Origin of the sequence: Streptomyces sp. NBC_00005, assembly GCF_045160215.1 — a bacterium.
In the GTDB taxonomy this organism is placed as follows: domain Bacteria; phylum Actinomycetota; class Actinomycetes; order Streptomycetales; family Streptomycetaceae; genus Streptomyces.
The window spans coordinates 21185-46729 of record NZ_CP108316.1 but is presented as its reverse complement, the minus strand read 5'-3'; the positions used below and the strand labels follow the sequence as shown (position 1 = coordinate 46729).

27 protein-coding genes and 2 pseudogenes are annotated in these 25545 nt (G+C 66.7%); 17 read left to right on the top strand and 12 right to left on the bottom strand.

Translation table 11 applies throughout. The annotated features are described in order from the left end of the window. Window positions 1-206: 206 nt before the first annotated feature. On the top strand, window positions 207-1193 hold the full coding sequence (locus tag OG303_RS00235; RefSeq protein WP_405863502.1) for an IS5 family transposase: 987 nt from the start codon (window positions 207-209) through the stop codon (window positions 1191-1193). 97 nt (window positions 1194-1290) lie between these two features. Here OG303_RS00235 and OG303_RS00230 read toward each other — a convergent pair whose 3' ends face one another. Continuing rightward, entirely contained in the window at window positions 1291-1677 is a 387-nt protein-coding gene (locus tag OG303_RS00230) for a hypothetical protein (protein ID WP_405863500.1), read from the bottom strand. Window positions 1678-2583: 906 nt separating this feature from the next. Between OG303_RS00230 and OG303_RS00225 the strand changes: the two genes are divergently transcribed. Genes OG303_RS00225 through OG303_RS00215 form a run of 3 tightly spaced genes read left to right on the top strand, consistent with a single transcriptional unit; the run spans window position 2584 to window position 5031 of the window. Then, window positions 2584-3621, top strand: coding sequence for a DUF5919 domain-containing protein (locus tag OG303_RS00225; RefSeq protein WP_405863499.1), 1038 nt, complete (start codon window positions 2584-2586; stop codon window positions 3619-3621). Continuing rightward, window positions 3618-4367 carry a phytanoyl-CoA dioxygenase family protein gene (locus tag OG303_RS00220; RefSeq protein WP_405863497.1) on the top strand — a complete coding sequence of 250 codons (750 nt, stop codon included), beginning with the start codon at window positions 3618-3620 and terminating at the stop codon, window positions 4365-4367. The genes OG303_RS00225 and OG303_RS00220 overlap by 4 nt, the downstream gene beginning before the upstream one ends. Before the next feature lie 4 nt (window positions 4368-4371). Beyond that, the gene (locus tag OG303_RS00215) at window positions 4372-5031 is read left to right on the top strand and encodes an HAD family hydrolase (protein WP_405863496.1); all 660 of its coding nucleotides are present in this window, start codon (window positions 4372-4374) and stop codon (window positions 5029-5031) included. A 917-nt stretch (window positions 5032-5948) separates the two neighbouring features. On the opposite strand, the gene OG303_RS00210 is transcribed toward OG303_RS00215, so the two are convergent. Continuing rightward, the gene (locus OG303_RS00210; RefSeq protein WP_405863495.1) at window positions 5949-6830 is read right to left on the bottom strand and encodes an SDR family oxidoreductase; all 882 of its coding nucleotides are present in this window, start codon (window positions 6828-6830) and stop codon (window positions 5949-5951) included. Window positions 6831-6919: 89 nt separating this feature from the next. Here OG303_RS00210 and OG303_RS00205 point away from each other — a divergent pair, with 89 nt between their 5' ends. Then, the gene (locus tag OG303_RS00205; RefSeq protein WP_388575159.1) at window positions 6920-7498 is read left to right on the top strand and encodes a TetR/AcrR family transcriptional regulator; all 579 of its coding nucleotides are present in this window, start codon (window positions 6920-6922) and stop codon (window positions 7496-7498) included. Between the two features lie 94 nt (window positions 7499-7592). Here the strand turns inward: OG303_RS00205 and OG303_RS00200 are convergent, their stop codons facing one another. Then, a complete protein-coding gene (locus tag OG303_RS00200) occupies window positions 7593-7811 on the bottom strand; it encodes a DUF6879 family protein (protein ID WP_405863493.1) in 219 nt (72 codons plus the stop codon). A gap of 146 nt (window positions 7812-7957) precedes the next feature. On the opposite strand from OG303_RS00200, the gene OG303_RS00195 reads away from it, so the two are divergent. Together OG303_RS00195 and OG303_RS00190 are read left to right on the top strand one after the other, a co-directional pair. Beyond that, the gene (locus tag OG303_RS00195) at window positions 7958-8191 is read left to right on the top strand and encodes a hypothetical protein (RefSeq protein ID WP_405863491.1); all 234 of its coding nucleotides are present in this window, start codon (window positions 7958-7960) and stop codon (window positions 8189-8191) included. A gap of 223 nt (window positions 8192-8414) precedes the next feature. Then, window positions 8415-8828, top strand: coding sequence for a hypothetical protein (locus tag OG303_RS00190; RefSeq protein ID WP_405863489.1), 414 nt, complete (start codon window positions 8415-8417; stop codon window positions 8826-8828). Window positions 8829-8852: 24 nt separating this feature from the next. Here OG303_RS00190 and OG303_RS00185 read toward each other — a convergent pair. Both OG303_RS00185 and OG303_RS00180 read right to left on the bottom strand, forming a co-directional pair. After that, a protein-coding gene (locus OG303_RS00185; protein WP_405863487.1) for an IS3 family transposase occupies window positions 8853-10105 on the bottom strand; the annotation gives its coding sequence in 2 pieces (ribosomal slippage) (window positions 8853-9823 and window positions 9823-10105; 1254 coding nt in all). Between the two features lie 246 nt (window positions 10106-10351). Beyond that, window positions 10352-10609: a hypothetical protein gene (locus OG303_RS00180; protein ID WP_405863485.1), complete on the bottom strand. Its 258-nt coding sequence runs from the start codon at window positions 10607-10609 to the stop codon at window positions 10352-10354. A 162-nt stretch (window positions 10610-10771) separates the two neighbouring features. On the opposite strand from OG303_RS00180, the gene OG303_RS00175 reads away from it, so the two are divergent. From OG303_RS00175 to OG303_RS00160, 4 genes are all read left to right on the top strand, one after another. Continuing rightward, on the top strand, window positions 10772-11212 hold the full coding sequence (locus OG303_RS00175) for a hypothetical protein (RefSeq protein WP_405863483.1): 441 nt from the start codon (window positions 10772-10774) through the stop codon (window positions 11210-11212). Window positions 11213-11313: 101 nt separating this feature from the next. After that, on the top strand, window positions 11314-11580 hold the full coding sequence (locus OG303_RS00170) for a hypothetical protein (protein WP_405877013.1): 267 nt from the start codon (window positions 11314-11316) through the stop codon (window positions 11578-11580). Window positions 11581-11661: 81 nt separating this feature from the next. Beyond that, window positions 11662-12030, top strand: a complete 369-nt coding sequence (locus tag OG303_RS00165; RefSeq protein ID WP_405863481.1) for a hypothetical protein — start codon at window positions 11662-11664, stop codon at window positions 12028-12030. Between the two features lie 360 nt (window positions 12031-12390). Further along, window positions 12391-12720, top strand: coding sequence for a hypothetical protein (locus OG303_RS00160; RefSeq protein ID WP_405863480.1), 330 nt, complete (start codon window positions 12391-12393; stop codon window positions 12718-12720). A 471-nt stretch (window positions 12721-13191) separates the two neighbouring features. Here the strand turns inward: OG303_RS00160 and OG303_RS00155 are convergent. The 5 genes and pseudogenes from OG303_RS00155 to OG303_RS00135 all read right to left on the bottom strand — a co-directional run bounded on the left by OG303_RS00155 (window position 13192) and on the right by OG303_RS00135 (window position 17471). Next, window positions 13192-14019 (bottom strand): annotated as a pseudogene (locus OG303_RS00155) (IS5 family transposase). A gap of 37 nt (window positions 14020-14056) precedes the next feature. Further along, window positions 14057-14641 (bottom strand): DinB family protein, encoded by a 585-nt coding sequence (locus OG303_RS00150; RefSeq protein WP_405863478.1) that lies wholly within the window; start codon window positions 14639-14641, stop codon window positions 14057-14059. A gap of 141 nt (window positions 14642-14782) precedes the next feature. Further along, window positions 14783-15490 carry a hypothetical protein gene (locus OG303_RS00145; protein ID WP_405863476.1) on the bottom strand — a complete coding sequence of 236 codons (708 nt, stop codon included), beginning with the start codon at window positions 15488-15490 and terminating at the stop codon, window positions 14783-14785. Window positions 15491-15790: 300 nt separating this feature from the next. After that, window positions 15791-16777 carry an MsnO8 family LLM class oxidoreductase gene (locus OG303_RS00140; RefSeq protein WP_405877011.1) on the bottom strand — a complete coding sequence of 329 codons (987 nt, stop codon included), beginning with the start codon at window positions 16775-16777 and terminating at the stop codon, window positions 15791-15793. A gap of 61 nt (window positions 16778-16838) precedes the next feature. Then, window positions 16839-17471, bottom strand: coding sequence for an NAD(P)-dependent oxidoreductase (locus OG303_RS00135; RefSeq protein ID WP_405863474.1), 633 nt, complete (start codon window positions 17469-17471; stop codon window positions 16839-16841). A gap of 424 nt (window positions 17472-17895) precedes the next feature. Here OG303_RS00135 and OG303_RS00130 point away from each other — a divergent pair, with 424 nt between their 5' ends. The 4 genes and pseudogenes from OG303_RS00130 to OG303_RS00115 all read left to right on the top strand — a co-directional run bounded on the left by OG303_RS00130 (window position 17896) and on the right by OG303_RS00115 (window position 20952). Further along, the gene (locus tag OG303_RS00130) at window positions 17896-18783 is read left to right on the top strand and encodes an NAD(P)H-binding protein (protein WP_405863472.1); all 888 of its coding nucleotides are present in this window, start codon (window positions 17896-17898) and stop codon (window positions 18781-18783) included. Further along, a complete protein-coding gene (locus OG303_RS00125; RefSeq protein WP_405863470.1) occupies window positions 18780-19430 on the top strand; it encodes a hemerythrin domain-containing protein in 651 nt (216 codons plus the stop codon). The genes OG303_RS00130 and OG303_RS00125 overlap by 4 nt, the downstream gene beginning before the upstream one ends. Before the next feature lie 184 nt (window positions 19431-19614). Beyond that, window positions 19615-19809: pseudogene (locus OG303_RS00120) on the top strand (NAD(P)-binding domain-containing protein); the annotation flags it as partial. 423 nt (window positions 19810-20232) lie between these two features. Then, window positions 20233-20952, top strand: coding sequence for an alpha/beta fold hydrolase (locus OG303_RS00115; protein WP_405863468.1), 720 nt, complete (start codon window positions 20233-20235; stop codon window positions 20950-20952). Between the two features lie 419 nt (window positions 20953-21371). Here the strand turns inward: OG303_RS00115 and OG303_RS00110 are convergent, their stop codons facing one another. Continuing rightward, the gene (locus OG303_RS00110) at window positions 21372-21812 is read right to left on the bottom strand and encodes a MarR family winged helix-turn-helix transcriptional regulator (RefSeq protein ID WP_405863466.1); all 441 of its coding nucleotides are present in this window, start codon (window positions 21810-21812) and stop codon (window positions 21372-21374) included. 141 nt (window positions 21813-21953) lie between these two features. Here OG303_RS00110 and OG303_RS00105 point away from each other — a divergent pair, with 141 nt between their 5' ends. Together OG303_RS00105 and OG303_RS00100 are read left to right on the top strand one after the other, a co-directional pair. Continuing rightward, window positions 21954-22247 (top strand): hypothetical protein, encoded by a 294-nt coding sequence (locus tag OG303_RS00105; RefSeq protein ID WP_405863464.1) that lies wholly within the window; start codon window positions 21954-21956, stop codon window positions 22245-22247. A gap of 610 nt (window positions 22248-22857) precedes the next feature. After that, window positions 22858-23874: an NAD-dependent epimerase/dehydratase family protein gene (locus OG303_RS00100; RefSeq protein WP_405863462.1), complete on the top strand. Its 1017-nt coding sequence runs from the start codon at window positions 22858-22860 to the stop codon at window positions 23872-23874. Between the two features lies 1 nt (window position 23875). Here the strand turns inward: OG303_RS00100 and OG303_RS00095 are convergent, their stop codons facing one another. Continuing rightward, on the bottom strand, window positions 23876-25198 hold the full coding sequence (locus tag OG303_RS00095; RefSeq protein ID WP_405863460.1) for a DNA-binding protein: 1323 nt from the start codon (window positions 25196-25198) through the stop codon (window positions 23876-23878). Window positions 25199-25545: the final 347 nt, after the last annotated feature.

Sequence of the window (25545 nt, the reverse complement as noted above, 5' to 3'; positions counted from 1 at the left end):
CGGGCGCGGCGGTGGGCATGGAAGAACGGGCCTCTTGGTAGTGACGCGGTTGCGACACCCAGCACGACCAAGGAAGCCCGTTGCCTGATCAGTTGAGCAGTACCACTGTGCCTGCGTCCACCGCGCTCACCCCTGGGCGTGACTGCTACGTGCACCGGTTCGGTTCGATCGCTCCGGGGCTGCGGGCAGGCTGCTATCCGAGTGACATGACGGATGCGGAGTGGGCCGAGGTCCGCTCCGCGATGCCGGTGCCGGCCTGGCTCCTCAAGCGGGGCGGGCGTCCGGAGGCGTACTGCCACCGCGAGATGCTCGACGCTGTGCGTTACCTGGTCGACAACGGCGTGAAGTGGATGGCTATGCCGGTCGACTTCCCGCACTGGCGGGCGGTCTACGACTTCTTCCGCCGCTGGCGGGCCTGCGACTACGTGCGTGAACTGCACGAACGCCTGCGCCGCACGGCGAGGGAACGCTCAGGCCGCAATGCCGAGCCCAGCGCGGGAATCATCGACAGTCAGTCGGTGGACGCCTCCGAGAGCGTCGGCGAGGACAGTCGCGGATGCGACGGCGGCAAGTCACGTGACGGGCGCAAGCGCCACATCCTGACCGATTCCGAGGGACTGCTCCTGGAGGTGACCGTGACCACGGCCGATGTGCACGACTCCAAGGCCGCCCCCGCGCTGCTGGAGACGTTCATGGACCAGCCGGGCCGGCTGTTGAAGCTGGTGTGGGTCGACAGTGCCTACCAGGGTCCGGCGCCGGCGAAGGCGTTCGCCCGTCACGGAGTCCGGATCGAGGTCGTGCGCCGCTCCGACGGGCAACGCGCATTTGTCGTACCGGCCCGCAGGTGGGTGGTGGAGCGCACGCTGAGCTGGCTCTCCCGCTCACGCCGCCTCAACCGCGACCACGATAGCCGCCTCGACCACCACGCCCAGATGGTGTGGTGGGCCGCCATGATCAGGCTGTCCCGGCGCCTGGCCGAAGACGCTCCGCGCTGGCCGGAGAGCTCCAGTACCCCTCGAGGACCTGGACGAGCCCGACCTCGAACGGGCGCAGCAGGACGCCGCCGAGACAGGCGCCGAAGGCGAACAGGATGGCGGCGGCCGCGTCTTCCTTCCCGGGAAGGATCGCGCCGAAGTCCGGCGGTGAATGCAGGTCGTACAGGTGGGCGCGCGACATCACCGCGATCACTGTGACCACGAGGACCCCCGGCAGCACATTCAGCAGACTGAAGCTGCTGCCGAAGCTCTTCGTACTCGCCTTGATCAGGTCACCCAGCATCCCGCTCATCTCCTATGCGGAAACCGCGCGGGCCATGGCCCGGTGCGCGTCATCGCCGTGATCCTCACTCGTGCACCGCAGATTGGCGACGGCCTGGTCGCGACGCTCGGCTGGTCCCCCGCAGAATCTGTCCGGGCAGATGTAGAGGTAGTACCCGGCGCCGGCCTGCTGGGCATCGACGGTGACCTCGTCCTTCTTGAAGTGAATGACGGCGCGGTCCTCAGGCGGATGATCGCACTCCTGCGCCGCCCGGGCCGGCGTGTTCATGTGCCATGTGCGGGTCACGTTGAGAGCGCAATCCGGCACCGGGCAGTAGTACACGTACTGCTCAGGCAGGCCGTCCCCGGGCAACACGCCTCCCAGGGAACCCAGGTGATCGTTACGGTCGGTGACGAGCACCCGTTCAAGCGCCAGTAGGTGCCAGCCCAGCGCCAGCCGTCCGCGTCTCCTGCCCCTCCGCTGCATGGCTGTCCCCCCGGGATGAGGATTTGAGTATGCCGCGCTGATTGCCCCGTCTCCAGAGCGGAAGCGCAGCTGGCCGATGGCACGTCACATGCGCTAGGCCCGGGGCATTTGGCCATCGACTCCTGCCGGTCCAGGAGCGCGAGCAGGAAAGGCCAGTCACCTGGGCGTGGCTACCGTTGGGCGCTCCTGCTCCCCAGAGGCCGCAGCCCGCCATCTTGCGCCGAGTGTGATCTTTTTTGCCGGCACCCCTCGACCGGCAGCCGCGCTTCTTTGGAACCCTGGCCGGGCCCCGCTCCGCGTGTTGGAGGACCTCTTCGTGGTGGTGGAAGGCCGGCAGGGGCGACCAGTCATCTCCTGCCCGCCGGCCGCGAGAGGCCCTCACTGGCGCCGGGTTTCACTAACGGTGGATGAGCCAGTACAGGATCGTGCCTGCGCCGCTGGCACCGCACGTGTACGCCGCGCCGGCTGCGGCCGCCCAGAGTGTCTCGTGCAGCAGGCGGCTGACGGTGCGCCGTGCGCTAAGCGGCTGGGGTCGCGCTGGGCCGGCGCCGACGTCCTCAGCGGCGCGGTGCGTGTCGCAGCCGCACCGCCGGCTCGAGCCATGGGGGCGATGAGTCGTCGAGGACACGGTGGTGGTGAAGGGTGGCCGGTCGGTGGTGCGCGCGGCTCGTACCTGGCCACGAGGCGGTGGGGGCATGGAGGGACCTCCGGATCGGCTTGCCCGGCACTGACAGGGAGATGCTGCTCTGGCACCCGCAGGGCCAACAGCCCGTCACAGGGCGGTCATTGGAACGCGCTGGACACCAGTGGACACCACCCGCTTGGGGCTAACGTGTTCTCATGAGGGTCACCGTGGCGGGGCTGGCGAGGGCTCAGGGCCTACGTGATGACTTCGACAGCCTGCAGCGGCTGCGCCACGGCAGGGGCGTCACCAGCCCCGGTGATCTTTACTACCTCTCCGACTTCGTCAAGCGCCGGGTTCTGTGCATCGAAGACGACACGGACGGCCAGCTCAGACAGGGGCTGGACAACCTCAGGAAGCTCATCGAGAGGGCACCGCCGCGTGAGCGGGAGCTGTTGAGGCTCAGTTTCAACATCGACGGCGGGTTCGGTGACTTCAACTGGCTGGAACGAGTTGAGGACTTCGCGCTCGGGCATGCGTGGATCGGTAGTTCGCGCAATGTGCGACACCAGGCTGACCTCGCGCTGTTGCAGCTGCTCATGCGGGCCCGTCCCGCTGCTGAGAGCGAGCCGGTGCCGCCAACCGATGTCGACACGATGATCGATCCGGCCCAGTTCAACGGGCGTACACCGACCGCGGCCGGTGTGTTCGTCGAAGACTATGTGCACAACAGCCCTCGGTTTACCCGCTCCTGGGAGGACGCCCGCACCGTCGACATGTGCGGCTTCGGACACAATCGGATGGCCGTCACCTACTCCAACGAGATCGGCCGCATCCTCAGGTCGGGCGGCCAGGTCCGTGTCCTCATGCAGGATCCGGAAGGCCAAGCGGTCCTCGACGCAAACCGCCGCAGCTCCACGCCCAAGGCTTCGGCCGAAGACGTCCGTCATCAACACCGCAGCGCCATCGCCACTCTGACATCGATCAGGGCCGCGGCGGCGGCCCCGGCCGAGTACCTGCAGCTGCGCGCCTACGACATCATGCCGCCTTTCACCGCGTACTTTTTCGACGCGGACGACGAGAGGGCGCATGCCTACATCTGGTTCTGGTCGTGGCGGCAGCCGTCCGCCTGGCGTCCGGGATTCGTGGTTGCACGGGCGAGTGACGCGTTGTGGTATGCCCGCTTTCGCAGCCAATTCGAAGCCATGTGGACGGACGAGGAAACCCGCGAGATCGCACACGGGAGTGGACCATGACAGACCTGGCCCGCTTCTTCGACGCGACCGGCTACACGAAACTGCCCGACCGGCTGCCCGCTGATGTGGTGAGCCGGATGCGGATGGTGGTCGACGACCATTTCACTCGGGGCCTGCCGCCCTACCGTGTCAACGACACGGGAAAGCCCTGCCGACTCGATGATCTGCTGGAACGCGACCCGATCTTTCTCGAAGCGCTGCGTCACGAGGTGGTTGCCGCGGCGCTGCGTGAGATCCTCGGGCCGGCCGTCGACGTAGTGCACGCCAGGCACAACCATGCCACGCTGAACAACCCTGGTGACATACCGTTCCGGCTGCACCGCGACATCCAGCAATGGTCACAGCCGCTCGTCGCGGTCTTCTTCTACCTCGAGCCTGCCACCGTCGCAGGCGGCTGTACCACGGTGGTTCCGGCGTCACACCGCCTGCCCTACGCAGGGCCCCAGTCCGGTGACGGCGGGGGTAACTGGGCCGACGAACATGATGAATACCGGCACCTGATCGGCCAGGAACTGCCCGTCGAAATGCCGGCCGGCGGCGTCTTGCTCCTCAACTGCCTGTGCTTCCACAGCGTGGGGCGCAACACCTCGCCATCATCGCGGCGCAGTCTGGTCTTCGCGTGCCGCGCCTCCGACGAACTCAGCCAGGTCGACGACCCAGGAGTGACCCGCCTGTTCGGCAAGCGCCGCTTCCTCGCCAACCGCGTCCTGCCGGTCTCCGGATCACTGCGGCAAGGACAGAGCTGAACTGATGCTGGCTCTCTTCGACTTCGACGACACGCTGGTCAGCCGTTCTGCCGCCATCCGGCGCTGGGCGCGCTTGCTCGCCCGCCGAGAAGGCATGCCCGAAGGTGCCGTTGAGGCCATCATCGACGCCGACCAAAACGGTGCGACGCCACGGGACGAGTTCCTGGCAACGGTGGGCTCTCTGCCCGCCATCCGTATGACGGATGGCGAGATCCGCGAGTGGTACGCGGCCAGCTACCCCTCGTGCTACGGAACCGAAGAGGAGTCGATGCAGGCCCTGACGCTGCTCCGCGATGCAGGCTGGACCATCGGGGTGGTGACCAATGGCTCCAGGGTCAGAACGCGTCACAAGCTCGCGCGCTCGGGCCTGGCACCGCTGATCGATGCTCTGTGCGTTGCGGAGGATGTCGGCGTAGGCAAGCCGGATCGAAGGATCTTCGATGAGGTGGCACGCCGCTGCGGTGCTGAACTGGCCGGGTGGATGATCGGTGATGCACCGGTTGAGGACGTCTTCGGGGGAGCACAGGCCGGTCTGCGGACCGCTTGGCTTCGCAGAGGCCGGAGTTGGAACGGCATGATGGCCCGCCCTGACATTGAAGTCGATTCTGTCCTCGAAGCCGCCGTCACCATCGTGGACACTCCTCGGCGCGCGCTGACCGGCTGAAGCGTGGTGTCGTTCACCGGCGACGCGCAGCACAGCCCGCGATCTTGGCGTTCTGGCGGTGCTGGGGGAGGACGACGCGGTGGGTGGACTGATCGTGATGACGGCGGCGACCAGCGGGGTCATGGACTCGCGGCGGGAGGGGGGCCTTGGGTTGGTCATCGGTTGTCCGCCGAGCCACGGTTGGTGTCCGGTTGTTGGCTATGCGGTCAGCGCAATGCGTCGATGGCTTTCACGATCAGGGCCCGGGCGTCGGCGCCGTACACGGCCATCGCCCCGCTGATCGAACCCGTGGCGGGACGTGCGCCTGCCGCAAGGCCCCCGATGCCGGCGCCACTGTTTCCCGCTGGTCTCGGGTCGGGCGGTTGTTCTTGCCCCTGCAGGGGCGGCCGCCGCATGAACCCCGCCCGCTCCCACATCCGTGCACTGGGTCGAGCGGGTTCAACCGCCTCTCGCCAGAGGGCTTGCGTCGACACCAGGAGGAATCACGTGGCCATCGTGTGGGAACGTCCTGCGGCTACCACCGATCCGCTCACCCTGCTTGCGCGCCCGCTGACATCCAGGACCGCGACGCCGCCCGCGACGTGTTCTGGCGCCTGCGTCTGACCCAGCCGCAGATGGGCCGGCCGCGGCTGTGCCGGCGGCCTCGTGGGCTGGGTTCGCGACTGTCTCTGGTTCACCGTGTGCTTCGTCTCCCGGCTCAAGGGCGCCGAGGGCTTCGTCGTCAGGCCCCGCCGTTGGAAAGTGGAACGCGCGATCGGCTGGTGCATGAGCGCCCGCGGTAACGCACGTGACTGCGAGCGCCTTCCGCAGCACTGCGAAGCCCATCTGAACTGGGTACTCATCATCATGATGACCCGGTGCCTGACTTGCAGGAACCCGCGCTCGAGCCGGTGGACGCGGAGGGCGACGGGGGTGTGTCAGGGCTGAATGTTTTCCAGGTCCTGGAGGAGGCTGGAGTGTGTCGGCTGCCACCCGAGGGCATTGCGGGTGTGGGCGCTGGACGCCGGTTGGTCCATGGCGAAGATCGGGCCGAACGGGCCGAAGTTTTCCTGCGGAACCTTCTCGACCGGCAGGCCCAGTCGCCGGCCGATGACGGTCGCGATGTCCCGCACCGCGTCGCCCTCGTCGCCGACAGCGTGCCAGGACGTCCCCGCCGGTGCCGACTCAAGGACCAGACGGAACAGGACGGCTGCGTCGAGCGCGTGCACGGCCGGCCAGCGCTGGGTGCCGTCACCCGGGTAGCCGGCCACCTGGGTACGGCGCGCTTGATCGGTCAACAGGCCGGCGAATCCGCCCTGGCCCTGGTTGTGGACCGTGCGCGGCATGCGGACGGCCGTGCTGCGCAGACCGCGCGAGGCGAGATCCAGCAGCGCTGTGATGGAACGGCCCCGACCGCCCACCGGTCCGTCGGTCGGCAGCGGATCGGCCTCGGTGGAGGCGCGTCCTGGCACCCAGGGCGTACCCGAGACTGTGACGATCGGGCGGTCGCTGCCGATGAGTTCCTGCCCCAGCGTGGCGAGAGCGGCGCTCTCCTCGGCTATGGCCTGGGCGAGCGTATCCGGACTGCTGTAGTCGCGTCCGAAGGCCAGGCTGATCACGCCGTCGCACTGTGCAGCGCCGGACCGCAGGACGTCGAGGTCCGCCAGTTCTCCTCGCAGCACCTTGGCACCAGCGCTCTCAAGGGCCTGCGCGGAGCCGTCCGAGCGAGCCAGTGCGAGAGCGGTGTGGCCGTTGCCGAGCAGTTCGGCGACGACGGCGGAGCCGATGGTGCCGGTACCGCCGGTGACGAAGACGTGCATGAGCTCTCCCTGAAAGTGATGGGACCATTATCCCATCACTGACCATACACCGGTGACGGGACAGGTGTCCCATCACCTATCCTGGTCTCATGGCTAGATGGCAACCGGGGGCGACCCAGCGACTCGTCGTTGCGGCCGTCGACCTGTTCACCGAGCAGGGGTACGACGCCACCACGGTGACGCAGATCGCCGAGCGCGCCGGCGTCACCAAGAGCACCTTCTTCCGGCACTTCTCCGACAAGCGAGAGCTGCTGGTCGCCGGCCAGGAGACGCTCAGCAGGCTGCTCGCCGACGGCATCACCGAGGCGCCTGCAAGCGCCAGCCCGCTCCAGGCGGTGGCGGCCGGTCTCGAGCGCGCATCGAGCGCCATGGGGCCGACGAACCGCGAACTCGGCCCCCGCCTCAAAGCAGCCGTGGCAGCCAGCACCGAACTTCAAGAGCGCGACGCCCTCAAGAGCGTCGGTCTCGCAGCCGCCATGACAGCCGCGCTCATCGCCCGCGGTGTCCCCGACCCGACTGCGCACCTCGCGGGCGAGCTGGGAGTCCTCGCGTTCAAGCGGGGCTACGCCCAGTGGTCCGAAAGCGATCGCGATGACACAGAAGGACTCGCGCCCCATGCACTGGCAGCCCTGGAGGACCTGCGCGCGGCAACTGCGTCGCTGGGCTGATCGAGGCCGCCTGGCTGTTCGCCGACCGGGCCCTGTCGGCGCCGTGAACGCTGCACCCGTGCCACGTCACATGGCTTGACCTGCCGCACCAGGTTCAAAAACACCTACTCGGCCGGCAGTAGCGCAGGACTTCGGTGGGCTCCGTGATGATCTTGACGTCGTGGAACACGTCGTGGTCGTCGAGGTTGAGCCGGGCGACCAGGCGACTGTCGAAGATCCAGAAATCTTCGGAAGGCAGCAGGCGGGGGTCTGCTTCGCTGCCCCCGTTCCTTACGGTGCACACCACGGTGGTGCTCCTGGCAGCGCTGTTCATTACGGCATGAACAACGGTGCACCCTCCTCCTGTCCGGGAGGCACCCCCGGGCAGAACAGGGGACTTGCGGGGCTAACAGCTCCGCGGCCCAAGGTTCGACCGTCCATCCACGCGTGGCTCCGTCACGCCCAAACCAAGGAAGTGTCATGTCTGCAACAACCCCCCACAGGGCCGCCCCGCAGCCGCAGGAGCCCGGGCCTGCGCCGACCCGCGCGATCTGGTCGCTGCTGATCCTCGTCCTGGTGCTCCTGGTGCTGCTCATCGGGACCGGCCTCGTCTACGTGACGTGGCGTCACCCGTCCCTTGGGACACCGCTGGGAGTGGCGTTCGGAGGAGTCACCTTCGTCGTGACCATCGCCCTCGCCCTGGCCCGCCGGTAGACGCCGGACCGCGATGGCCCCCGCTCCGGCCCTGAACGGTGCCCATGGACTCCGGATAACTGCGGTTACCAGGAGCCAGAAAGAGTGAGCGTCTTTCAGTGCCTGGAGCCGAACGTCTCGTTCACTCCTCGCACAGGCAGATCGTCGGGAAAAAGTTCGTGGGGGAAAGTGCGCCGACTGTCTTAAGAGAGGGCGAGTACAACTTGAGGTGCGAGGGGGAGAGATGCCCGAATCCAGAATGTCCTCGGCAGGACGTGACCGAGCTCATACGAAGGGGGAACGATCCGAAAGTCAGGCCGTCGATCGGAGGCGGCAGGCCGCGGACGGGAAGGACCCGGAGCGCGAGCGGCTGACCAACGACCTGTGGCAGTACGGCTGGCGGTGCCTGCGCAAGTGGATGAAGGAGGGCACTATCGCCGCCCGCTGCAAGGCCAACAACGTGCCGCTGACCTGCTTCGACAGCGAGGTCCAGGAGCTGCGGCGCAACTCGTATCTGCGCGAGGACCTGGCTGCGGCGGCTGTGGCGGAGGCCGTGCAGTACTTCGTTGACGTGAGCAAGCCGCGCGGTTACTGGAAACCCCACAAGGGCGCCAGCATGCGCACCTACTTCATGCACGACTGTCTCTATCGATTCTGAACCGTTCCGGGTTTGATCGAGACTCTAGGTCGTGACTGTGACCTTGGGTTTCGTGGTTTCGCGGTAGTACTTGGTCTCGTATTCGGCGGGCGGGATGTGCCCTATTTCACCGTGGAGCCGACGGTGGCAGTACCAGTCGACCCATTCGGCGGTGGCGAGTTCGACCTCGGAAAGCGTCTTCCAGGGCCGACGGGGCTTGATCAACTCGGCCTTGAACAGGCCGATCATGGACTCCATGAGGGCATTGTCGTAGGCGTCGCCGACCGATCCGATCGACGCGGCGATGCCTGCGCGGTCGAGGTGTTCGGCGAGCGCGAACGATGTGTACTGCGAGCCGGCATCGGAGTGATGTATCAACTCGCCTTTCTCGTAAGGGCGTTGGTCTCGGTCGCGCTGCCACAAGGCCATCTCGAGGGCGTCCAGGACGAGCCGTGTCTCCTTCGATGTGGCTGCTGCCCAGCCGACGATGCGGCGGGAGAAGGTGTCCACGACGAAGGCGACGTAGACGACGCCGGCGAACGTGGTGACGTGGGTGAAGTCGGCGACCCAGCAGCGGTTCGGGGCGGGGGCGACGAAGTCGCGGTCCACGAGGTCCGGGGCCCGTTCCGCGCTCGCGTCGGGGATCGTGGTGATCACCTTTTTGCCGCGGACCGCTCCGGTGATGCCGAGTTCGCGCATGAGGCGTTCGACGGTGCAGCGGGCGACCGCGACCTCCTGGCGGTTCAGGTGCCGCCAGATCTTCCGGGCGCCGTAGACACGGTAGTTGGCCTCGTACGCCTGTGTGATCAGAGTCTTCAGTTCGGCGTCGCGGACGGTGCGGGCTGCGGGTGCGGCCTGGCGTTTGTGGTGGGCGTAGTAGGTGGACGGGGCGATCTTGCAGTCGTGGTCGGTGAGGACCCGGCAGATCGGCTCGACGCCGCCGAAGCGGTCCTTGTGCTCGTCGATGAACGCTACGAGCGTGTGTGTGGCCGGTCGAGCTCGGCCGCGAAGAAAGACGCCGCGGCTTTGAGGATGTCGTTGGCCCGTTTCAGCTCGGCGTTCTCCTTTTTCAGCCGCTTCAGCTCGGCCGACTCCTCGCTCGTCGTGCCCGGACGGGTCCCGGCGTCGATCTGGTCCTGCCGCACCCACTTGCGCAGCGTCTCGGTCGTGCCGATGCCCAGCTTCTGGGCGACCGCTTTCATCGCGGCCCACTCGGTGTCGTACTCCGGCCGCACCTCGGCGACCATCCGCACCGCACGACGGCGCAGCTCAAGCGGGTACTGGGAAGGACGTGCCATAACTCGATCCTCTCAAACGATCGAGTCCCTACCGAACCCGGAACGGTTCAGATGCCCTGTGGTGATCGAGTTACAGGTCCGTCGGTTCGGTTGCTGCCAGGGTGGCTGTGGCGTCGTTCAGTGGGCTCTGTCACAGGTCTTGGAGAGCGGTCGCAGAGCGTCACTGGGAGCAGGGTCACCTTACGGGAGCTGTTCGAATCCGGCGCGTCCGTAGAGCTGCCTTTTGATCTTCCTAAAAGTCATGGTTTACGCCGCTTTCGGTGCCACGGAGCTCCTGTGCAGGGCGAGGCTGGCGGTCCCCACGTCGAGGTCCCGGATCCTTTGGAGGGCGAAGCCTGTGAGGCCGGGCAGTTGGTTGGCGTCGACGGCGTCGGTCCATGCGGGGAGCGTGGCGCCGGGGCGGTTGGTGATGATGGCGCCGAAGTCGCGGACGAGCCCGACTGCGGCATCCAGCCAGCTGGGGGAGGCTGCGCGTCCGGAGGAGTCCGAACGAGGTTCGGCCATAGATGGCTCGTGGTCGTACTGCTCCAGCGACGCTGGCGCTCTCTGAGCCGGCCGTGAATCGGCCAGTGAAAGACCCTTGGCAGCGCCCAAATTGCCATGCGGCCCCGCCCGTAGTGGCAAGATGGAGACGCTGTCGATCAGCGCGGCGGGGGGAGCGACGAGGTGACAGTGGTCGAGTACATGCTGATCGGAGGGGCGGGCGGGGCGCTGATCGAAGCAGTGGCCTTCTTCAACCGGCTGGGCGAATGGCGCGCTGCTCGGCTGACGCCAGCGGGCAACAAGCGCAGGAACCCTCCGAGCTTTCTCAACTTCGTCGATCTGCCGCCCGTGGTGGCCATCGCAGTTACGCGACTGGTGCTCGGCGGCGCTGCTGCCACGGCGTACGGTACCAGTGGTCAGGCCACTGGGGCATTAGGTGCCTTGACGGTTGGGGCCGCAGCACCCGCCCTACTCCAACAGCTAGGTCAGATCCGCCAGATCCGCGAGGCAGTAACTCAGCCTGCGACTCGGCAGCCAGGTGTGCAGCAGACGCTTGCGGACACGTCGGCCAATACGATGGAATCGCCGGCCCCGGAGGCCGTCGAAGAGGGTGGGATCGTATGAACAGGGGTAGCGGTGACGATCTGACCTTCAGTCGGAAGGTCGTCGGTGGCCTCATCGGGGCCATCAATAACACCCACAGTGTTCAGGCCCAGCAACACGCCATGGGCCACGCCGCGGACGTGGATGAGGCCACCGAGCAACTGCTGAGCGCAGTGCGGGAACTGCGGGCTGATCTGCAACGGGTACGCGCCACCGACCAGACGACCGCCCTGGTCGAGGCGCTGGCCGAAACAGAGGAGGAGATCACCACCACGGGGCAGGCGGGACCGACACGCCGGGAACACCTGCGGGAACTGCTCGCGGACTCGCAGGCGGTGGTGACGTTTTTGGCTTCGGCTGGTGCATTGGCCGGGTTGTTGGGGATGTGAGCGGGTGTTCTGCGAAAGTTCGGTGGCTCTCGTCGCGCTGAGGGCGGTCTGTTCGCCCCAGGTGGCTAGGGCGTCCGTCAGGTGGCGCCGCCGTGGCCACTCTTCCCCTCCCGGGGCGCCACCGGTTATAGGCAGCGATGCCGCCCGCTGCGCACCGATCTGGCACGCATATTGCGCGACGGCATCCTGGCCCCCGGCACCCAGATCGAGGCCGACCACGCCGGCCGCCGCCACACGGCCACCGTGGATGCCGACGGAGTCATCACCCTGCCCAGCGGCGACCGCTTCACCAGCGCGGACGAGGCCGGAAAGACCGTGTGCGGCACACGCCGCTGCACCGGCATGGCCTCTTGGCACGTCACCACCGGCGACGGCGACTGGCTGTCCCTGCGCGAGGTACGCAACCAAGCCCAGCAACAAGGACGTCTGGGCGGCAGCCGCAGGAGATAGTCGGGCGCGTCGGCATAACGCCCGGGCGAGCGGCCACTGTTGCGGCCGTCAGGGATCCGCGGCGACGGGCAGGTCCCGCCGCTCCAGCCTGCTGCACCGCGCCTCTCCGGCCGTCTACCCGCATGTGGGAGGGTGCTGGACGGTGTTGTTGTGGTTTTGCGATGGTGTGTTGCGGCGGGAACTATGAGTATGTAGTCCTTCGAACAACTCACGGACTTCCTTGAGAGGAACGGTTTCAAAGCCTTCGCTACCAGGTTTCACGAGGTGCAGCAGAAACTCCGCGACGGCCTCGATGCCACGCTTGAGTGACTGTGCCCGCGCGGCCTGCGTCTCTTATTCGGGTAATGACGAGGGGGAGTCATGGCGCTGGGTGGCAAGGGCGCACGGCGCATCGTGGTCGACGGTACGGCCTACCGCTGGCGGCTGCGACGCAGGCCGACTTACTTCCAGAGCCTGGCCTGGTCACCGTGCACGTTCGCGGTCGAGCACGCGGACACCCCAGGGATAACACTCGTGGTCACCACCAACCAGGCGCATCCGAGTAATTGGTTCGGACGTGAGGCCAAGCCTGTGCTGCCGTCCGACGTCGCCCAAGCCATCAAGGCTGCCCTCGGCGAGAGTTGGACCCCAACAGCTCCTGGCTCTCCGTTTCACCTCGACCAGTCCGCCAGCTTCACGCCCTCGTCCTGAGTGGAGCAAGGGGAAGGGTGGGTCCTTTGCCCCATCCGACGACAGTCAGTCACGACGGCTGGTGCCCTGACCGATCAGGCGCTTGTGTGGAATGGTCTGCCCGCTGAACGGCAACACAGCAGGTAGTCCCTTCTGTAAGTGTGCTCTTGCGATCCTGACGAACCTCATGCTCAGATCGAGAGCTGTGTCAACCTTGGACTATGCGGACGGTAATTCATCGGTTATTGGCACCGATATTTCACCCCCTAATTCTCCTGGGGATTTTCACGGCACTGGATCGTACTCTTCTTATCGAGGAGGAAGAAGAGGAGGGAGACTACGATGCGGAGGACGTGAAGCCTGCTCCGCGCAGCCTCCGAGCACACGAGAAGGAATTTCTTCAAGACATTGAAGCTCGCAGTCGAAGGTACAACCACCTTGCCAAAATTCGGCTCCGGACAGCACAGGTTCTTGGCACAGTTAGAGGGCGTCTCACGTGGCAAGTTTCGCGAGCTTCTTGTAGCAGGTCAGGGCAGCGGCCAGGCCGAGGAAGGCGAGGAAGTGCGAGCCCTTTCGTTCGTATCAGATGGTCAGGCGGCGGTAGCCGAAGAGCCAAGCGGTCGACCGCTCGATCTTCCAGCGGTGCCGACCAAGGCGTTCGCCGGACTCGATGCCTGGTCGCGCGATGCGCGCGACGAGCCCACGCTCGCGCAGCCAGCTGAGGTGTTCGGCGGAGAAGTACGCCTTGTCCGCACGGAGTTTGACGGGCCGGCGCCGCCGTGGTCCCCGGCGGGACCGGACGGCGGGGATGCCGAGGATGAGCGGCTTGAGGGCGAGACTGTCGTGAATGTTCGCACCTGACACGGCGACGGCGAGGGGGATGCCCTGGGCATCGGACAGCACGTGCAGCTTGCTGCCCTTCTTGCCGCGATCGACCGGGTTCGGCCCCCGTCAGCGATCCCCCCTTTTGGCGCGAACGGAGGCCGCGTCGACGATCGCCGAGGTTCAGTCCACCTCGCCCCGGACCCCGAGTTCGTCCAGCGCCGCCCGATGCAGCCGACGCCACAGGCCGACCTCGGTCCATACCGTGAAGCGGCGATGCGCGGTGGCGGAGGACGTGCCGAACGTCGGCGGCAGATGCCGCCAGGCACAGCCGCTGGTCAGCACGTACACCACTGCGGTGAACACGGCCCGCTCGTCACGCGGAGCGGTCCCGCCACCTTGCGGTCGAACCGCGAACGACGGTAGTAACGGGGCGACCAGCTCCCAGAGTTCATCAGGAACCAGACGCTTCGACAGATCAGCACTCACGGCCGGCATCATGCCGCTCGAACATCAAGTTACGTGGGACAGCCTTCTATGCCTTGACTGATGCGGCCGATCTGGCGGCCTGCTCGATCTTCGCGCAGTAGGCGGTGCGGGTGTCCTCATCGATCTGCATCTCGTGTTCGGGGCGCATCCCGGTTCGGCCGTCGACGCCTTCGCGCAGGATGTCGGCGTGCCCGGCATGCCGGTTGGTCTCGCCGAGGACGTGGACCAAGATGGCGAACAGGTTCGTGTTGGGATAAGGCTCCGACCACCACGGCACGTGGCCGGGGGCATCGAGGGCAAGCTCGTCGATCGTCGCGTCTGAGTGTTCCCACGTGCGCCGGTAGGACTCGATGATCTGATCGCGCGCCTCGTCCTCAGCCGCCCACAGATCGCTGCCGTCGTGGTCCTGCCACCGGGGCAGCGGTTCCGGGGACGGCCGGTCGAAGACCTCGCCGAAGTACCTGGCCTCGACGCTGGCCACGTGCTTGACCAGGCCGAGGAGGTTGGTCCCGGTCACTGTCAAAGGTCGGCGGGCGTCGTACTCGGACAGGCCGTCGAGTTTCCAGAGCAGCGCCTTGCGGTCCCGCCGCAGTCTCCCGTGCAGGCTGTTCTTCGCGAATTCATCGATCATGCGGCATGAGCCTGCCATGGGCTACTCGTGGCCTCAAGATCCCGTACGTGGACCGCAACGACCGGCAGAGCCGAAGCCTGGCCATGGCCACCGCCCGAGCTACTCAAGAAGCTCGCGGAACTTGCCACGTGAGACAACCTCTTAGCTTTTCCCGTTGACCCGTTCTCTGAGCTGTTTCCTGATCTCGGGAAGCTCGCGCCGGATGCGGGCCCGCTCCTTCGCTGTGGTCTTTTCGGCCGTGCTCCGAATCGTACGGACGTAGTCCTCGTCGAAGTAGGTGACGTCCTGAATCCCCCGGGCCCAGCGCTCTCCCGAGGCGTCGTCGAACACATCGAATAGCTCGGCCATGAACAGAAACGCTCGCTGCTGCGACAACTCGACACGGTGAGGGCCCCCACCCACCGTGGCAATTGACTGGGCGAAGAGGTATATGGACCCCCTCACCTGGCCCGAGAAGAGCGCAAACTCCGCCGCTTGCGCCAGCAGATCGCACTTCCGCCTGCACTGCATCGCCGCTGTCCTGGCCAAAGTGATCGCGCTCTGCGTCCGCCCTTCGTGCTCCAGGAAATCGGCCAGCCACATGTGCGGAGCGTCGTAGTCGGGCTGCAGCGTCCTCTCGTTGCGGAACACGCGAACGGCCACCACCCAGCGCCCCTCATCTCGTGCCAGCTCGACTGCCCTCTGCAGGGCAGGGCTCATCTTCCGGGGCTCCGCGGCACTCCGACCGTATTGGCCGAATAGGCCATCAAGAGTATCGGCCGCGTCGAGGCGCTCCCGACCCAACTCCTTCTCAAGTCGGGCGACCTCCGCCCGCCTGGTTCGGCTCCCCGGCCGGAACACATTCAACATGCGCGGAATTGTAGCTACGAGCTCTGGGGACCGGTCCCGGACCAGCGACCTGCCGCGCGATGCCGGACCTTAACGCCAACAGTCCGCGTCCCAGCCCACAGCCCCAGTTGGACGGAAGTGTCCGGTGGCTTGGGCAGTCACTTGTCACCCTGCGCCCTGGACTACACACCCGAGCGCGTCACCGAGATCGACCTACCCGCGCTGCCGCAGGTCGTGCGGTTGATGGTCGGCGCCGCGAGATCTGGCGATTCCGAGGCTGAACTCGGCCACGTTGGCGCTGCGGCATCCAGCGGGGAAGAGTCAGGCGCTCGTGGCGGTGAAGTGCTTCTTGATGAGTTCATAGGAGCGAACGCGGGCACGGAGGTCGTGGATCGGAGTCCACAGCATCAGTTCGTCCGCTCCGGTCTCGGCGGCCAGCTGCGCAAGGCCCCGCGCGACGTTCTCGGGAGCTCCGACAGCCTGCCGTGTCTGGAAACCGGCCAGGAGGTCTCGCTCCTGCTCGGTGAACGGATGGGCGGCCGCGTCCGCCGGAGTGCAAAAGGGATGAGCGTCCGCGGTTCCCTTGAAGACGGCATCCCTGAACACCCCGAACGGGCCGGCTTGCCACGCGGCTTCTTCTTCCGTCTCGGCGCACACGGCCAGCACGGACACCAGGATCCGGGGCCGCTCGCACCAGCGGGAAGGAATGAACGCCGCCCGGTAGCGTTTCAGGGCCTCCGCAGTGTTCTGCGGCTGGATGTGGTGTGCGAAGGCGATCGGCAAGCCGAGCTCCGCAGCGAGAGCGGCGCCTGCGTCGCTGGACGCCAGCAACCAGGGCTTCGGCAGGGGGTCCGGAGCGACCTCATCGACCAGCGAAGACAGGATCCCTGCCACGTTTTGCCGGTATTCCGCATTCGTCGCCGGGCCGGCTCCGCGACGCAGGGCCTTTGCGGTGGCCTCGTCGAAGGTGCCGGGTCCACGGCCGATCCCCAGGTCAATCCGGCCCGGGTGCAGCGCGGCCAGCGTCGCGAACTGCTCGGCCAGCGAGATCGGCGCATGGTTCGGAGCCAGCACCCCACCGGAACCGAGACGGATGGCCGAGGTGGAAGTCGCGGAGTGAGCTGTCAGGATGGCGGGAGGGAACGCGCCGACGGAAAGCGAGTGATGATGCTCGGCATACCAGAGCCGGCGGTAGTCCAGCCTCTCCAGTTCCTGTGCGAAAGCTGCAGTGTCGCGCAGGGCATCCGCGCGCCGGCCGCCCGCCTGGATCATCGCTAATTCCAGTGCCGAGAGAGGTATTTCACCCATGCGATCGGCTGGAGCGGCGATGGCGCTCGTGACCAGTATTTCTCGCGCCTGCATCGGTGACCTACTTGGCATCGAGGACTACTGCGATCTGACGGATGAAGGTGTCGCCCACAGCACAGCGGAGGAGGAAGTCGGCGACGTTTGTGCGCGAGGTCGAGGGGAAGAGCGGTGTCTTCTTGACGTCCTCGAGCACGACGTTGCTGTAGCGCGTGCTGTCACCGTTGTTCAACGCTCCGGGATATTCGAGGGTCCACCTCAGATCGCTGGCCTTCAACAGCACCTCCGAGGCGGCCTTGTCCGCATAGGTCTTCCGAAGCATGGTTCGGAAAAGAGGGCTTACGAGCCATGAGGCCTTAGCGAGGGAGTCGCCGACTCCGAACGCGGACAGCAGGACGAAACGATCGACGCATGAGATCTTCGCGGACGCTATGACCGCGCGGACCATGTCGGTGATCAGCGTCGGAGTCTCGCCGGCGCTCTTCACCCCGAGCGTACTGATGATCGCGTCGTGGCCCTGGGCGGCCTTCGCGATCACAGCGGCGTCGGTGACGTCACCGGTAACGATGTGAGCGCGCGGGTCGACGGAGGAGCCGGCTCGTCGAACGAGGGCAGTGACCTGGTGTCCCTCATCGAGTGCCTTCTTGACGAAGAGGACGCCGGTGCGCCCGGTTGCTCCAAGGACAAGAAACTTCACGATACTTCCCTCTCCCATCAGGGACGAATGGGCGTGCCGGTGTTGCGGCCGAGCGACGGGGGCTCGATTCCCGCCGGTCCATCGCCCGAATACCGTCAGGATCATTTATAATCTAGTCAGCTTACCTGACTATGTCAAACCGCTAGCCAGAAGGTGCCGGGACGGCGGCTGGATGGCTAGGCGAACTCGGCGTTCGTCGTCCACGTCGCTACCGCTACATAGCCCACCTGATCTCGCCAGGGTTCCGCACGCACTACCTGCCCCTCGGGGACCTCGCACCCACCGCTGTTGCCATTGGTACGGATACGTGACTATAGTAGTCATGGAAGCTGACCAATTTGGATGACGGCTCCGATGCAGGGGTGGGCGGTGCGACCCAAGGACTGCTCACATCCGGAAGACTGAGAGAAAAGGACCAGTACCCATGATTTTGATCACTGGAGCCACCGGCACTATCGGTTCGGAAGTCATCAAAGCGCTCCTCCCCGCCCAGGCCGGTCACCTGCGGGTCCTCACCCGGAATCCGGGCGCGGTCTTCCCCGACGGCGCCCAGAAGGTCGTCGCCGATCTCGGCGACAGCGATCTGGCACCCGTGCTGGAGGGCGTGCACGCGGTGTTCTCGATAACCGACGGGCTCAACATCGCCGCACACGACCAGCGGCTCGTGGCTGCGGCACAGCGAGCGGGTGTGGAGCGGATCGTCAAGCTTTCCGTACGCAACGTCGGACACGGCGGCACCGACCCGATCACCACCTTGCACCGGGCCGGCGAGGAAGCGATCCGCGACAGCGGCATCGCATGGACGTTCCTTCGTCCCACCGCGTTCATGTCCAACGCGCTCAACTGGGCGGGGATGCTCGCGGCCGATCGGGTCGTGTACGCGCCGTTCGCCGCCGGACGGGCCGCTGTCGTCGACCCGGCGGATATCGCAGCGGTCGCCGCGGCCTGCCTCACCCAGGACGGCCACAACCACCGTGTCTATGAGCTCACCGGCCCCGAACCGCTCAGCCCCGCCGCCCAGGTGACGCTCCTGGGCGAGGTGCTGCGACGCGACCTGCGCTACGTCGAAGCCGACCCGGCCGGCATGGTCGAGCAGATGGTGTCCTACGGCATGCCCGAGGAGCAGGCGCAGGCCGTCGTTGAGCTGTTCCGCTCCACGTTGGAGCCGTACAACTCCGAGCCGACCGGCGATATCACCGCGGTCACCGGCCGCGCGGCACGCAGCTTCACCGACTGGGCCAAGGCCCACCGCCTCGCGTTTCCCACCCCCGACGCTGTCCAGGACGCCGCAACCATCGGGGAGTCACGATGAGCGCCTCCGGGGCCCGCGTCGACACCCACGAGATGGTTCTGATCCATCGCGTCCTCCGGCGAGAGTTCGGTCTACTGCCCCGGTTGTTCCGCTCCGCGGCCGATGACCGGGCCCGGTCCAAGCTCATCGGCGCGCATGCCCGCGAGATGTTGGACTTCCTGCACACGCACCACACCGGCGAGGACGAACTGCTCTTTCCGTTGCTGCGTGAGCGAGTCACGCTCGACCCGGAGCTGATGGACCGGATGGACGCGCAGCACATGCAGGTCGACGACGCCGTCAGGGCTCTCGAGGCGGAACTGCCGGCGTGGACCGCGAGCGCTGACGCCGCCGCCGGCGAGCAGATGGCGACCCGAGTCGAAGCCACGATGCCGACACTGATCGCCCACCTGGCTGAGGAGGAGGAGAAACTGCTCCCGGTCGTCTCGGTCACGGTGACGCAAGGCGAATGGGACGCGCTCGCCAAGCACGGCATGAGCGCGATTCCGCTCACGCGACGGCTGATCATCCTCGGCCACATCACCGAGGAGGCCAGTGACGCGGAACGGCAGAGGTTCATGCAGGTCATTCCGGCTCCAGCCCGGCTGGCCTACAAGTTGATCGGCCACCGCCAGTTCGCCCGCGAAACCACGGCGATCCGCGGCTGACCGACCCGCGACCCCACACCACACCCACGGACGACGGGCCGCCGTCGCACTCCGCCGTTACATGGACACCCGGCGGAGTCAAGGTCGCGTCGCGCCGTGCCGGGCGTGACGCGGCCACCGCGGGACCTGCTCGCGGATCCTGCCGCCTCTGATCGAGCGGCACTGCGAGAACTGAAACAGAAACATGGACTCCTCCAATCTCCATCGCAACGAGCTTGCTCCGCGCAGGGCGGGCGCGGACATCGGTGTGACAGGGCTTGCCGTTATGGGGCACAACTTCGCGCGCCACGGTCACGTCGTGGCTGTGCACAACCGCTCCCCGCAGCGCACCCTTGCCCTGGTGCGCCGGCACGGACACGAGGACGAGTTCGTGCCGGCCGCGCTCATCCAGGGGCTGCGCGACCACTTGGTGCGCATACCTACCAGCGCATTGACCGGCCCGGAGCCTTCCACATCTCCTGGTCCGGGGACCGCAAGCAGCACACCGCATAACGACCGCGCACGATCCCTTGAGCAAGGGCAACGACGGACCTGATCGAGCAGGCCGACGCAGTCGAGCGCCGCGCGGATGTAATCGTGGCCTTCGGCGTCACCGACGATCTGGTCGGAAAGAAGATCTTCCCCCGCATCGGCCGGGCCCGGCCTCCCACGGGAATCACCGGGTGCCGGTGAGCGGAGTGGGGCGCACCCGATGGAGCGACCACGACCTGCGTGCCACGGCATTCGGTGCGAGATGCAGATTCCCCACCGCTTGCCGCACCGCCTAGCACGGGCCTTCGACCAGAAGAGAAGAGATTCCGACATGACCGACAGCACGCACGTGCAGACGTTCGTCCTGATTCCCGGCGCATGGCTGGGAGGCTGGAGTTGGCAACCGGTGGCCCGCGCGCTGATCGAGCGCGGTCATCGGGCTCTGACGCTGAGTCTGCCCGGGCTGTCGTACGACGGTTCGCCCCCAGGGCTCGAACTGGCCGACGCTGTGGACTACGTGGTGGATGAGGTCGAGCGCCGCGACCTGACAGACGTGGTCCTGGCCTGCCACAGCTGGGGTGGATACCCGGCCACCGGGGCCGCCCACCGGCTAGTGGGCCGCGTCGCGAAGGTGATCTACTTCAGCGCGGTGGTTCCCGAGCGCGGCAGGTCGATGCTCGACGAGAACGAGCAATACGGCGAGATGATCCGGCAGGCCATCAAGGCCACCCCCGATGCCACCGTCCCACTCGGCCTCGACGCGGTTCAAAGTGTGCTCATGCCAGGAGACCCCGCGCCGCTCCAGCAACTCGTGAGCCGGCTACTGCTGCCGCAGCCGGGCGGTTATATGACCGGCAGCCTCGACCTGCCGCCGGTCACGCAGATCGGAATGGACGCGGCATACGTGCTATGCGCCGACGACAGCGCCCTGGCCCGGCCCGGTACCGAGTTCGCGGCGCGGCTCGGCGTCGACCCGCTGGTGATACCAGGTACTCACATGACCATGCTGACCAGACCGGACACGGTGGCTGAAGCGCTACTCTCGGCATAAAGGTGCCGAGGACTCAATCAATGCCGGTCAGGCGACGCGGTGGTATTCGTGAAGCATGCCGCCGACCCGGTCGCGTCGAGCAGTTCGGAAGTGGTCGAGGCCGGTGACGATATTGGGCAGGGGCCTGTACCGGGTCCGTGTGAGCCGTGAGGCGCGAACGGAAATCTTCTAAAGAGCCAAACCCGGCAAAGGCCCCAGCCCGATTCAGGCCTGGCTCCCCGAAGCAGCGCTGGTCGGTCAGATCCAGCTCGTGGCCGCGTTTGTCGCGTGGTGGCGGGTGTGGCGCCGTGCATTGTGGCAATCACCTGTCCACGCCGGATCATCGTCAGGATCATTGATGAAATGAATCAACAGATCCGACTATGACAAAACGGGTTCGGGCCTGCCGGCCGCGCCAGCCCCGGGGCGGGGGCAGGCTATCAAGCGTAGGAGTCGGTGATCTCGCGGAGTTGATCGAGAATCTGGTGCAGCAACGTGAAGTTGCGGGTGCCCAGGTAGGTCTCCCACTCCGCGTAGATCTCGTCAAGCGTAGCCATGGCCACCTCGACCGCGCGCCGGCCGCGTTCCTCAATCACGATCAGCCGGGCACGACCGTCCGTGGGGTCGGGGAGCCGGCGGACGTAGCCCAGGTGTTCGAGCTGGTCGACCATCACACTGGCGCTTTGCTTGGTCATCTGCGCCTGGTCGGCCAGGTCTTTGAGGCGCGAGCCGTTCGGGGCGATGCGCTGGAAGACTCGGCACTGGGCAAGCGTCCAGTCGTCGAACCCGGCATCCTGCAGGGCCCGGAAAAGCCGGTCCTCGGTGTACCGGTACGGGATGAACAACGACACCCCTAGATCAACCCGTTGCCCATCGTCCATGCCGCCCTCGACTCCGTCGCTCGCCTGGTCCCACCAGCCTCACACCCTATGGCAACGCCGCGGTCGGCCTCTCGCCCCGCCGGTAACGTTCGCCCTATCACGGACCACCTGAACCAGTCAGGCATCTTTACTATTGTATATATGCAGCAGCGCCGATGGCAAATAGCCATGAGCCCGGAGAACGCGGTGCGGCGCACCGTCCCGTTCGGCTTGTACTGCTACTCGATCACCATCGTCTGGTACGCACTGCACGGCCACCACCCGACCGACGTCGCAAACCGCCGCGAGCAAGCGCCCTGGTACGTCACCAAGTCCGAGCCCGCGTTCTCCGACATGACCGCCAAGCTCCGCCGCGTGATCATCGCGACCCGATTTTCACCGAAGCACCACGCTGCGCCCACCGACGCCGAAATCCGCGCCGTCCAACAGTCCTAGGCTCACGCTGGACTCGACCACGCGCCTTGACCGCAGCAAGCCTGCCAGAACCGCGAAACACGAGATAGAGCCACCCTCTCCACTATTACGCAGAGTCACCTCAACAACCAACACGGAGTCAAATGAGAGATCGCTACAACACAGCCAGACTTGACAGGGAACACATGTGTCCGGGGTCTGAGTATTTGGGGAGTCTCAACTGCCTGCGCCGTTTCTCGAACTCTCTGAACAGTTCCCTGACGTCGCTCCTTCGTGTGAGCCGGCCGATCAACTGGTGTGCTTGCGTTCTCAGTTGCGGCGGGACGGGGTGCCCTTCCAACAGCGAGTGGCGGAGCACCGCGTCCAGGTACTCCTTGGTGAAGTTGGTTGCTTCGGTGGCAGAGTGGATCAGTGCAGCTTGAGGGCGTCCTCGTGCGCGCGAGAGAAGACGAGCGTGAAGCTTCCAGGCCGTCGTCCGTCCCGCGCATGGTCTCTGTCCGTCCGGCCCAGGCCGGGAAGAAGGACCCGTTCGACAAGGTGCCCGTGTACAACCCCGCGGCTCTGGCGGAGGATTGAAGCAATACCCGAGGGCACTTCCGTCCGTATGGGCCCGCACGGCAGGATCCTCCGCATGAGGATTCTGGTCATGGGCGGGACGTGGTTCCTGGGCAAGCACATCGCGGAGGGTGCACTGGGGAGGGGGTGGCAGGTCACCACCTTCAACCGAGGGCGCTCCGGCCGTGACGTGGACGGTGTGGAGCCTGTTCACGGGGACCGTACGAGCCGCGTAGACCTCGAACGCCTCGCCGGACACGGGCCCTGGGACGCTGTGATCGACACCTCGAGTTCTGACCTGCCACCGCGGGAAGTGCTGGCGGCCGCCACCGCGCTGAGCCCGGCCGCCAGCCGCTGGGTGCACATCTCCACCGTGTCCGTGTACGAGGGATGGCCGCACCAGCCGCTTACCGACGTCTCGCCGCTCCTCGAATGCCCGCCGGACGCCGATGAGTCGTACGGCTACACCGGCCCGGACGGCTCGCCCACGCAGTACGGATTCCAGAAGTCCGGCGGGGAGCGCGCGGTGGCCACAGCGTTCGGCGACGCCGCGGTGTTCCTGCGCCCGGGCGTGATTCTGGGGCCCGGCGAGTATGTTGGCCGGCTGCCGTGGTGGCTGGAGCGCGCCAAGCGGGGTGGCCGCATCCTGGCCCCGGCCCCGGCGGAGCAGCGTATCCAGCCGGTCGACGTCCGCGATGTCGCCGACTTCGCCCTGACGATGGCCGCCAGCTCGGCGAGCGGCGGCTACAACGTCACCCACCCCCAGGGGGCCACGTTCCGCGGCTTCCTGGAGGCCTGCCTGAGCGAGACGGGCGGCGCCGGCGCCCCGGTCTGGATCGATCCCGCCGCGCTGGTCGAGCAGGGCGTCAAGCAGTGGACGGAGCTGCCACTGTGGCGAACCCACGCCGGGGTGTGGGCCGTTGACTCCAGCCGCGCCGTGGCGGCGGGGCTGGAGTGCCGGCCGATCGCCGACACCGTCCGCGACACATGGCGGTGGTGGGCGGCCGATGGGCGTCCCGTGGACCACCCGCGGTGGGCGGAACACGGGATCGACCCCGAGAAGGAAGCGAAGATCCTCGCCTCGCTGGCCTGAGTCAGGCTTCCAGCTGCAGCAGCGCGGGACCGGTGAGCTGATGCGCGGTCGCGGTGCGGGTGAACTCCTCCACCCGGCCACGCAGTTCATTGGGGAGACCGGCCCCGCGGTATGACGGCTGGGTGAGGAAGTGCTGAATCTGCCCTGTGCGGGCCAGCACGCCGGTCACGCGCTGGTCGGCAGGGATGCTCCACAGAGGCATCAACGCTTCCGCCGCGCCCTCCACGTCGTTGACGAACAGCCGCGCCATGGCCAGATCTGCAGCCGCGCCGCCGAGAACGTGCGCGGATCGCTGCTCCGTCGGCTGCCGCTCGAGGAGCTCGAGAGCCCTGCGCGCCGACCGCTCGGCCTGAGCCGAGTCATGGACCAGCAGCGCGGTCGAGCTGCTGGACATGGCGAGGCGCTCCACCGTGAACCCGAACTCGCCACTGACACCGTCGTGCAGGTCGTCGCGGGCGCCGCTGTCCACTTCCTCGGACATCCTGATCACCTCATGCGCCGCCTCGACATCCCCGAGGTAGCCGTGCGCGCGGGCCTCGATGGCGAGCAGACGCCGACGGGCCACGTCACCGAGGCCTCCGTAGGTCTGGGCGCGGCGGGCCTTGGCCACCGCGTCGGCGGGCATGCCCGTGAAGTAGGCGATGTAGGCCAGGACGCCGTCGCAGTACGCGCGCAGCGGCTCGAAGCGGGAGGTCTCTCCGTAGAGGTCGGCGGAACGAGCCAGGCGGCGCGCGCTGTCGAAGGCGCCGAGGTCGAAGGCCGACGCGGCGAGCAGGGCCAGGGTCTGCCCGAGGAGTACGAGCACCCGCTGCTGCTGGGCCGGCACCTGGGTGCTGTCGCGCAGGTTTTGAAGCTGCGTCTGCAGCGCTCGGCCGCGGTGGAAGGCGAGGGTGGGTGCGATGGATGCGTACTCGCGCGCGAGCTTCATCACGTCGTCGGTGAGTTGGTCAAGGGTGGTGTCGGAGACGGACGCAGCGGCCGTGGCGCTGGCATCTTCCTGAGCGTCGCGTGCGGTCATGTCGATTTCGTGCTCCAGGTCGAACGCGGGTGCAGTGGGATCGGGCTGCGGTGGCGGCGCAAACAGGTCTGAGACCCGTCGGCCGAACATGGCCTCCAGGACACGACGGGTGTCCGGGGACAGCGAGGACGGGTTAACGCCCCCGGCTCTCCAGCGCTTGGCCGTCCGCTCGCTACAGGTCGGGTTGTTGGAACCCTTGCCGATGACTGCGTCGGCTGTCCTCTCGAACAGGTCAACCATGTCGGGAACGTCGAGACCTCGCTCAATGCACAGCGCCTTCAGCAGCGTCTGCGGAGGAAGTTCCACGTTGACCCCCCAATGGTTGAGCCGTCATCCAGCGGACCGTCTGAGCGTCGATCCCTTCGCACGAAGGGGATACCGCCGTTCGGCACCAGTTCAACACGTCTATGGGAGCTGGCACTTGAGTGGCCTTCAGATGGCCTGTGCCACCCGAAAGGGCCACGGAGTCGGCACGTCCGCCGACATGGTGCTGTCACCCCGTGCGGGTCCACGCTGGTCAACACCCTCGCTGAGAGTGCACGCCCGAGCACAGAAACCTTCGGAGTCTCCCCGTGAATCCGCCAACCCAGCCACCCGCTATCTCGGCGCAGGACGAGACAGCCTCCCCACCTGAGCAGGAGCCCCTGTTCGCC

Coding starts and splice junctions, on each gene's coding strand:
- OG303_RS00235 (WP_405863502.1), top strand. CDS start 207: ATGACGGATGCGGAGTGGGCCGAGGTCCGCTCCGCGATGCCGGTGCCG.
- OG303_RS00225 (WP_405863499.1), top strand. CDS start 2,584: ATGAGGGTCACCGTGGCGGGGCTGGCGAGGGCTCAGGGCCTACGTGAT.
- OG303_RS00220 (WP_405863497.1), top strand. CDS start 3,618: ATGACAGACCTGGCCCGCTTCTTCGACGCGACCGGCTACACGAAACTG.
- OG303_RS00215 (WP_405863496.1), top strand. CDS start 4,372: ATGCTGGCTCTCTTCGACTTCGACGACACGCTGGTCAGCCGTTCTGCC.
- OG303_RS00210 (WP_405863495.1), bottom strand. CDS start 6,830: ATGCACGTCTTCGTCACCGGCGGTACCGGCACCATCGGCTCCGCCGTC.
- OG303_RS00205 (WP_388575159.1), top strand. CDS start 6,920: ATGGCTAGATGGCAACCGGGGGCGACCCAGCGACTCGTCGTTGCGGCC.
- OG303_RS00200 (WP_405863493.1), bottom strand. CDS start 7,811: ATGAACAGCGCTGCCAGGAGCACCACCGTGGTGTGCACCGTAAGGAAC.
- OG303_RS00195 (WP_405863491.1), top strand. CDS start 7,958: ATGTCTGCAACAACCCCCCACAGGGCCGCCCCGCAGCCGCAGGAGCCC.
- OG303_RS00190 (WP_405863489.1), top strand. CDS start 8,415: ATGCCCGAATCCAGAATGTCCTCGGCAGGACGTGACCGAGCTCATACG.
- OG303_RS00180 (WP_405863485.1), bottom strand. CDS start 10,609: ATGGCCGAACCTCGTTCGGACTCCTCCGGACGCGCAGCCTCCCCCAGC.
- OG303_RS00170 (WP_405877013.1), top strand. CDS start 11,314: ATGGGCCACGCCGCGGACGTGGATGAGGCCACCGAGCAACTGCTGAGC.
- OG303_RS00160 (WP_405863480.1), top strand. CDS start 12,391: ATGGCGCTGGGTGGCAAGGGCGCACGGCGCATCGTGGTCGACGGTACG.
- OG303_RS00150 (WP_405863478.1), bottom strand. CDS start 14,641: ATGATCGATGAATTCGCGAAGAACAGCCTGCACGGGAGACTGCGGCGG.
- OG303_RS00145 (WP_405863476.1), bottom strand. CDS start 15,490: ATGTTGAATGTGTTCCGGCCGGGGAGCCGAACCAGGCGGGCGGAGGTC.
- OG303_RS00140 (WP_405877011.1), bottom strand. CDS start 16,777: ATGGGTGAAATACCTCTCTCGGCACTGGAATTAGCGATGATCCAGGCG.
- OG303_RS00130 (WP_405863472.1), top strand. CDS start 17,896: ATGATTTTGATCACTGGAGCCACCGGCACTATCGGTTCGGAAGTCATC.
- OG303_RS00125 (WP_405863470.1), top strand. CDS start 18,780: ATGAGCGCCTCCGGGGCCCGCGTCGACACCCACGAGATGGTTCTGATC.
- OG303_RS00115 (WP_405863468.1), top strand. CDS start 20,233: ATGACCGACAGCACGCACGTGCAGACGTTCGTCCTGATTCCCGGCGCA.
- OG303_RS00110 (WP_405863466.1), bottom strand. CDS start 21,812: ATGGACGATGGGCAACGGGTTGATCTAGGGGTGTCGTTGTTCATCCCG.
- OG303_RS00105 (WP_405863464.1), top strand. CDS start 21,954: ATGCAGCAGCGCCGATGGCAAATAGCCATGAGCCCGGAGAACGCGGTG.
- OG303_RS00100 (WP_405863462.1), top strand. CDS start 22,858: ATGAGGATTCTGGTCATGGGCGGGACGTGGTTCCTGGGCAAGCACATC.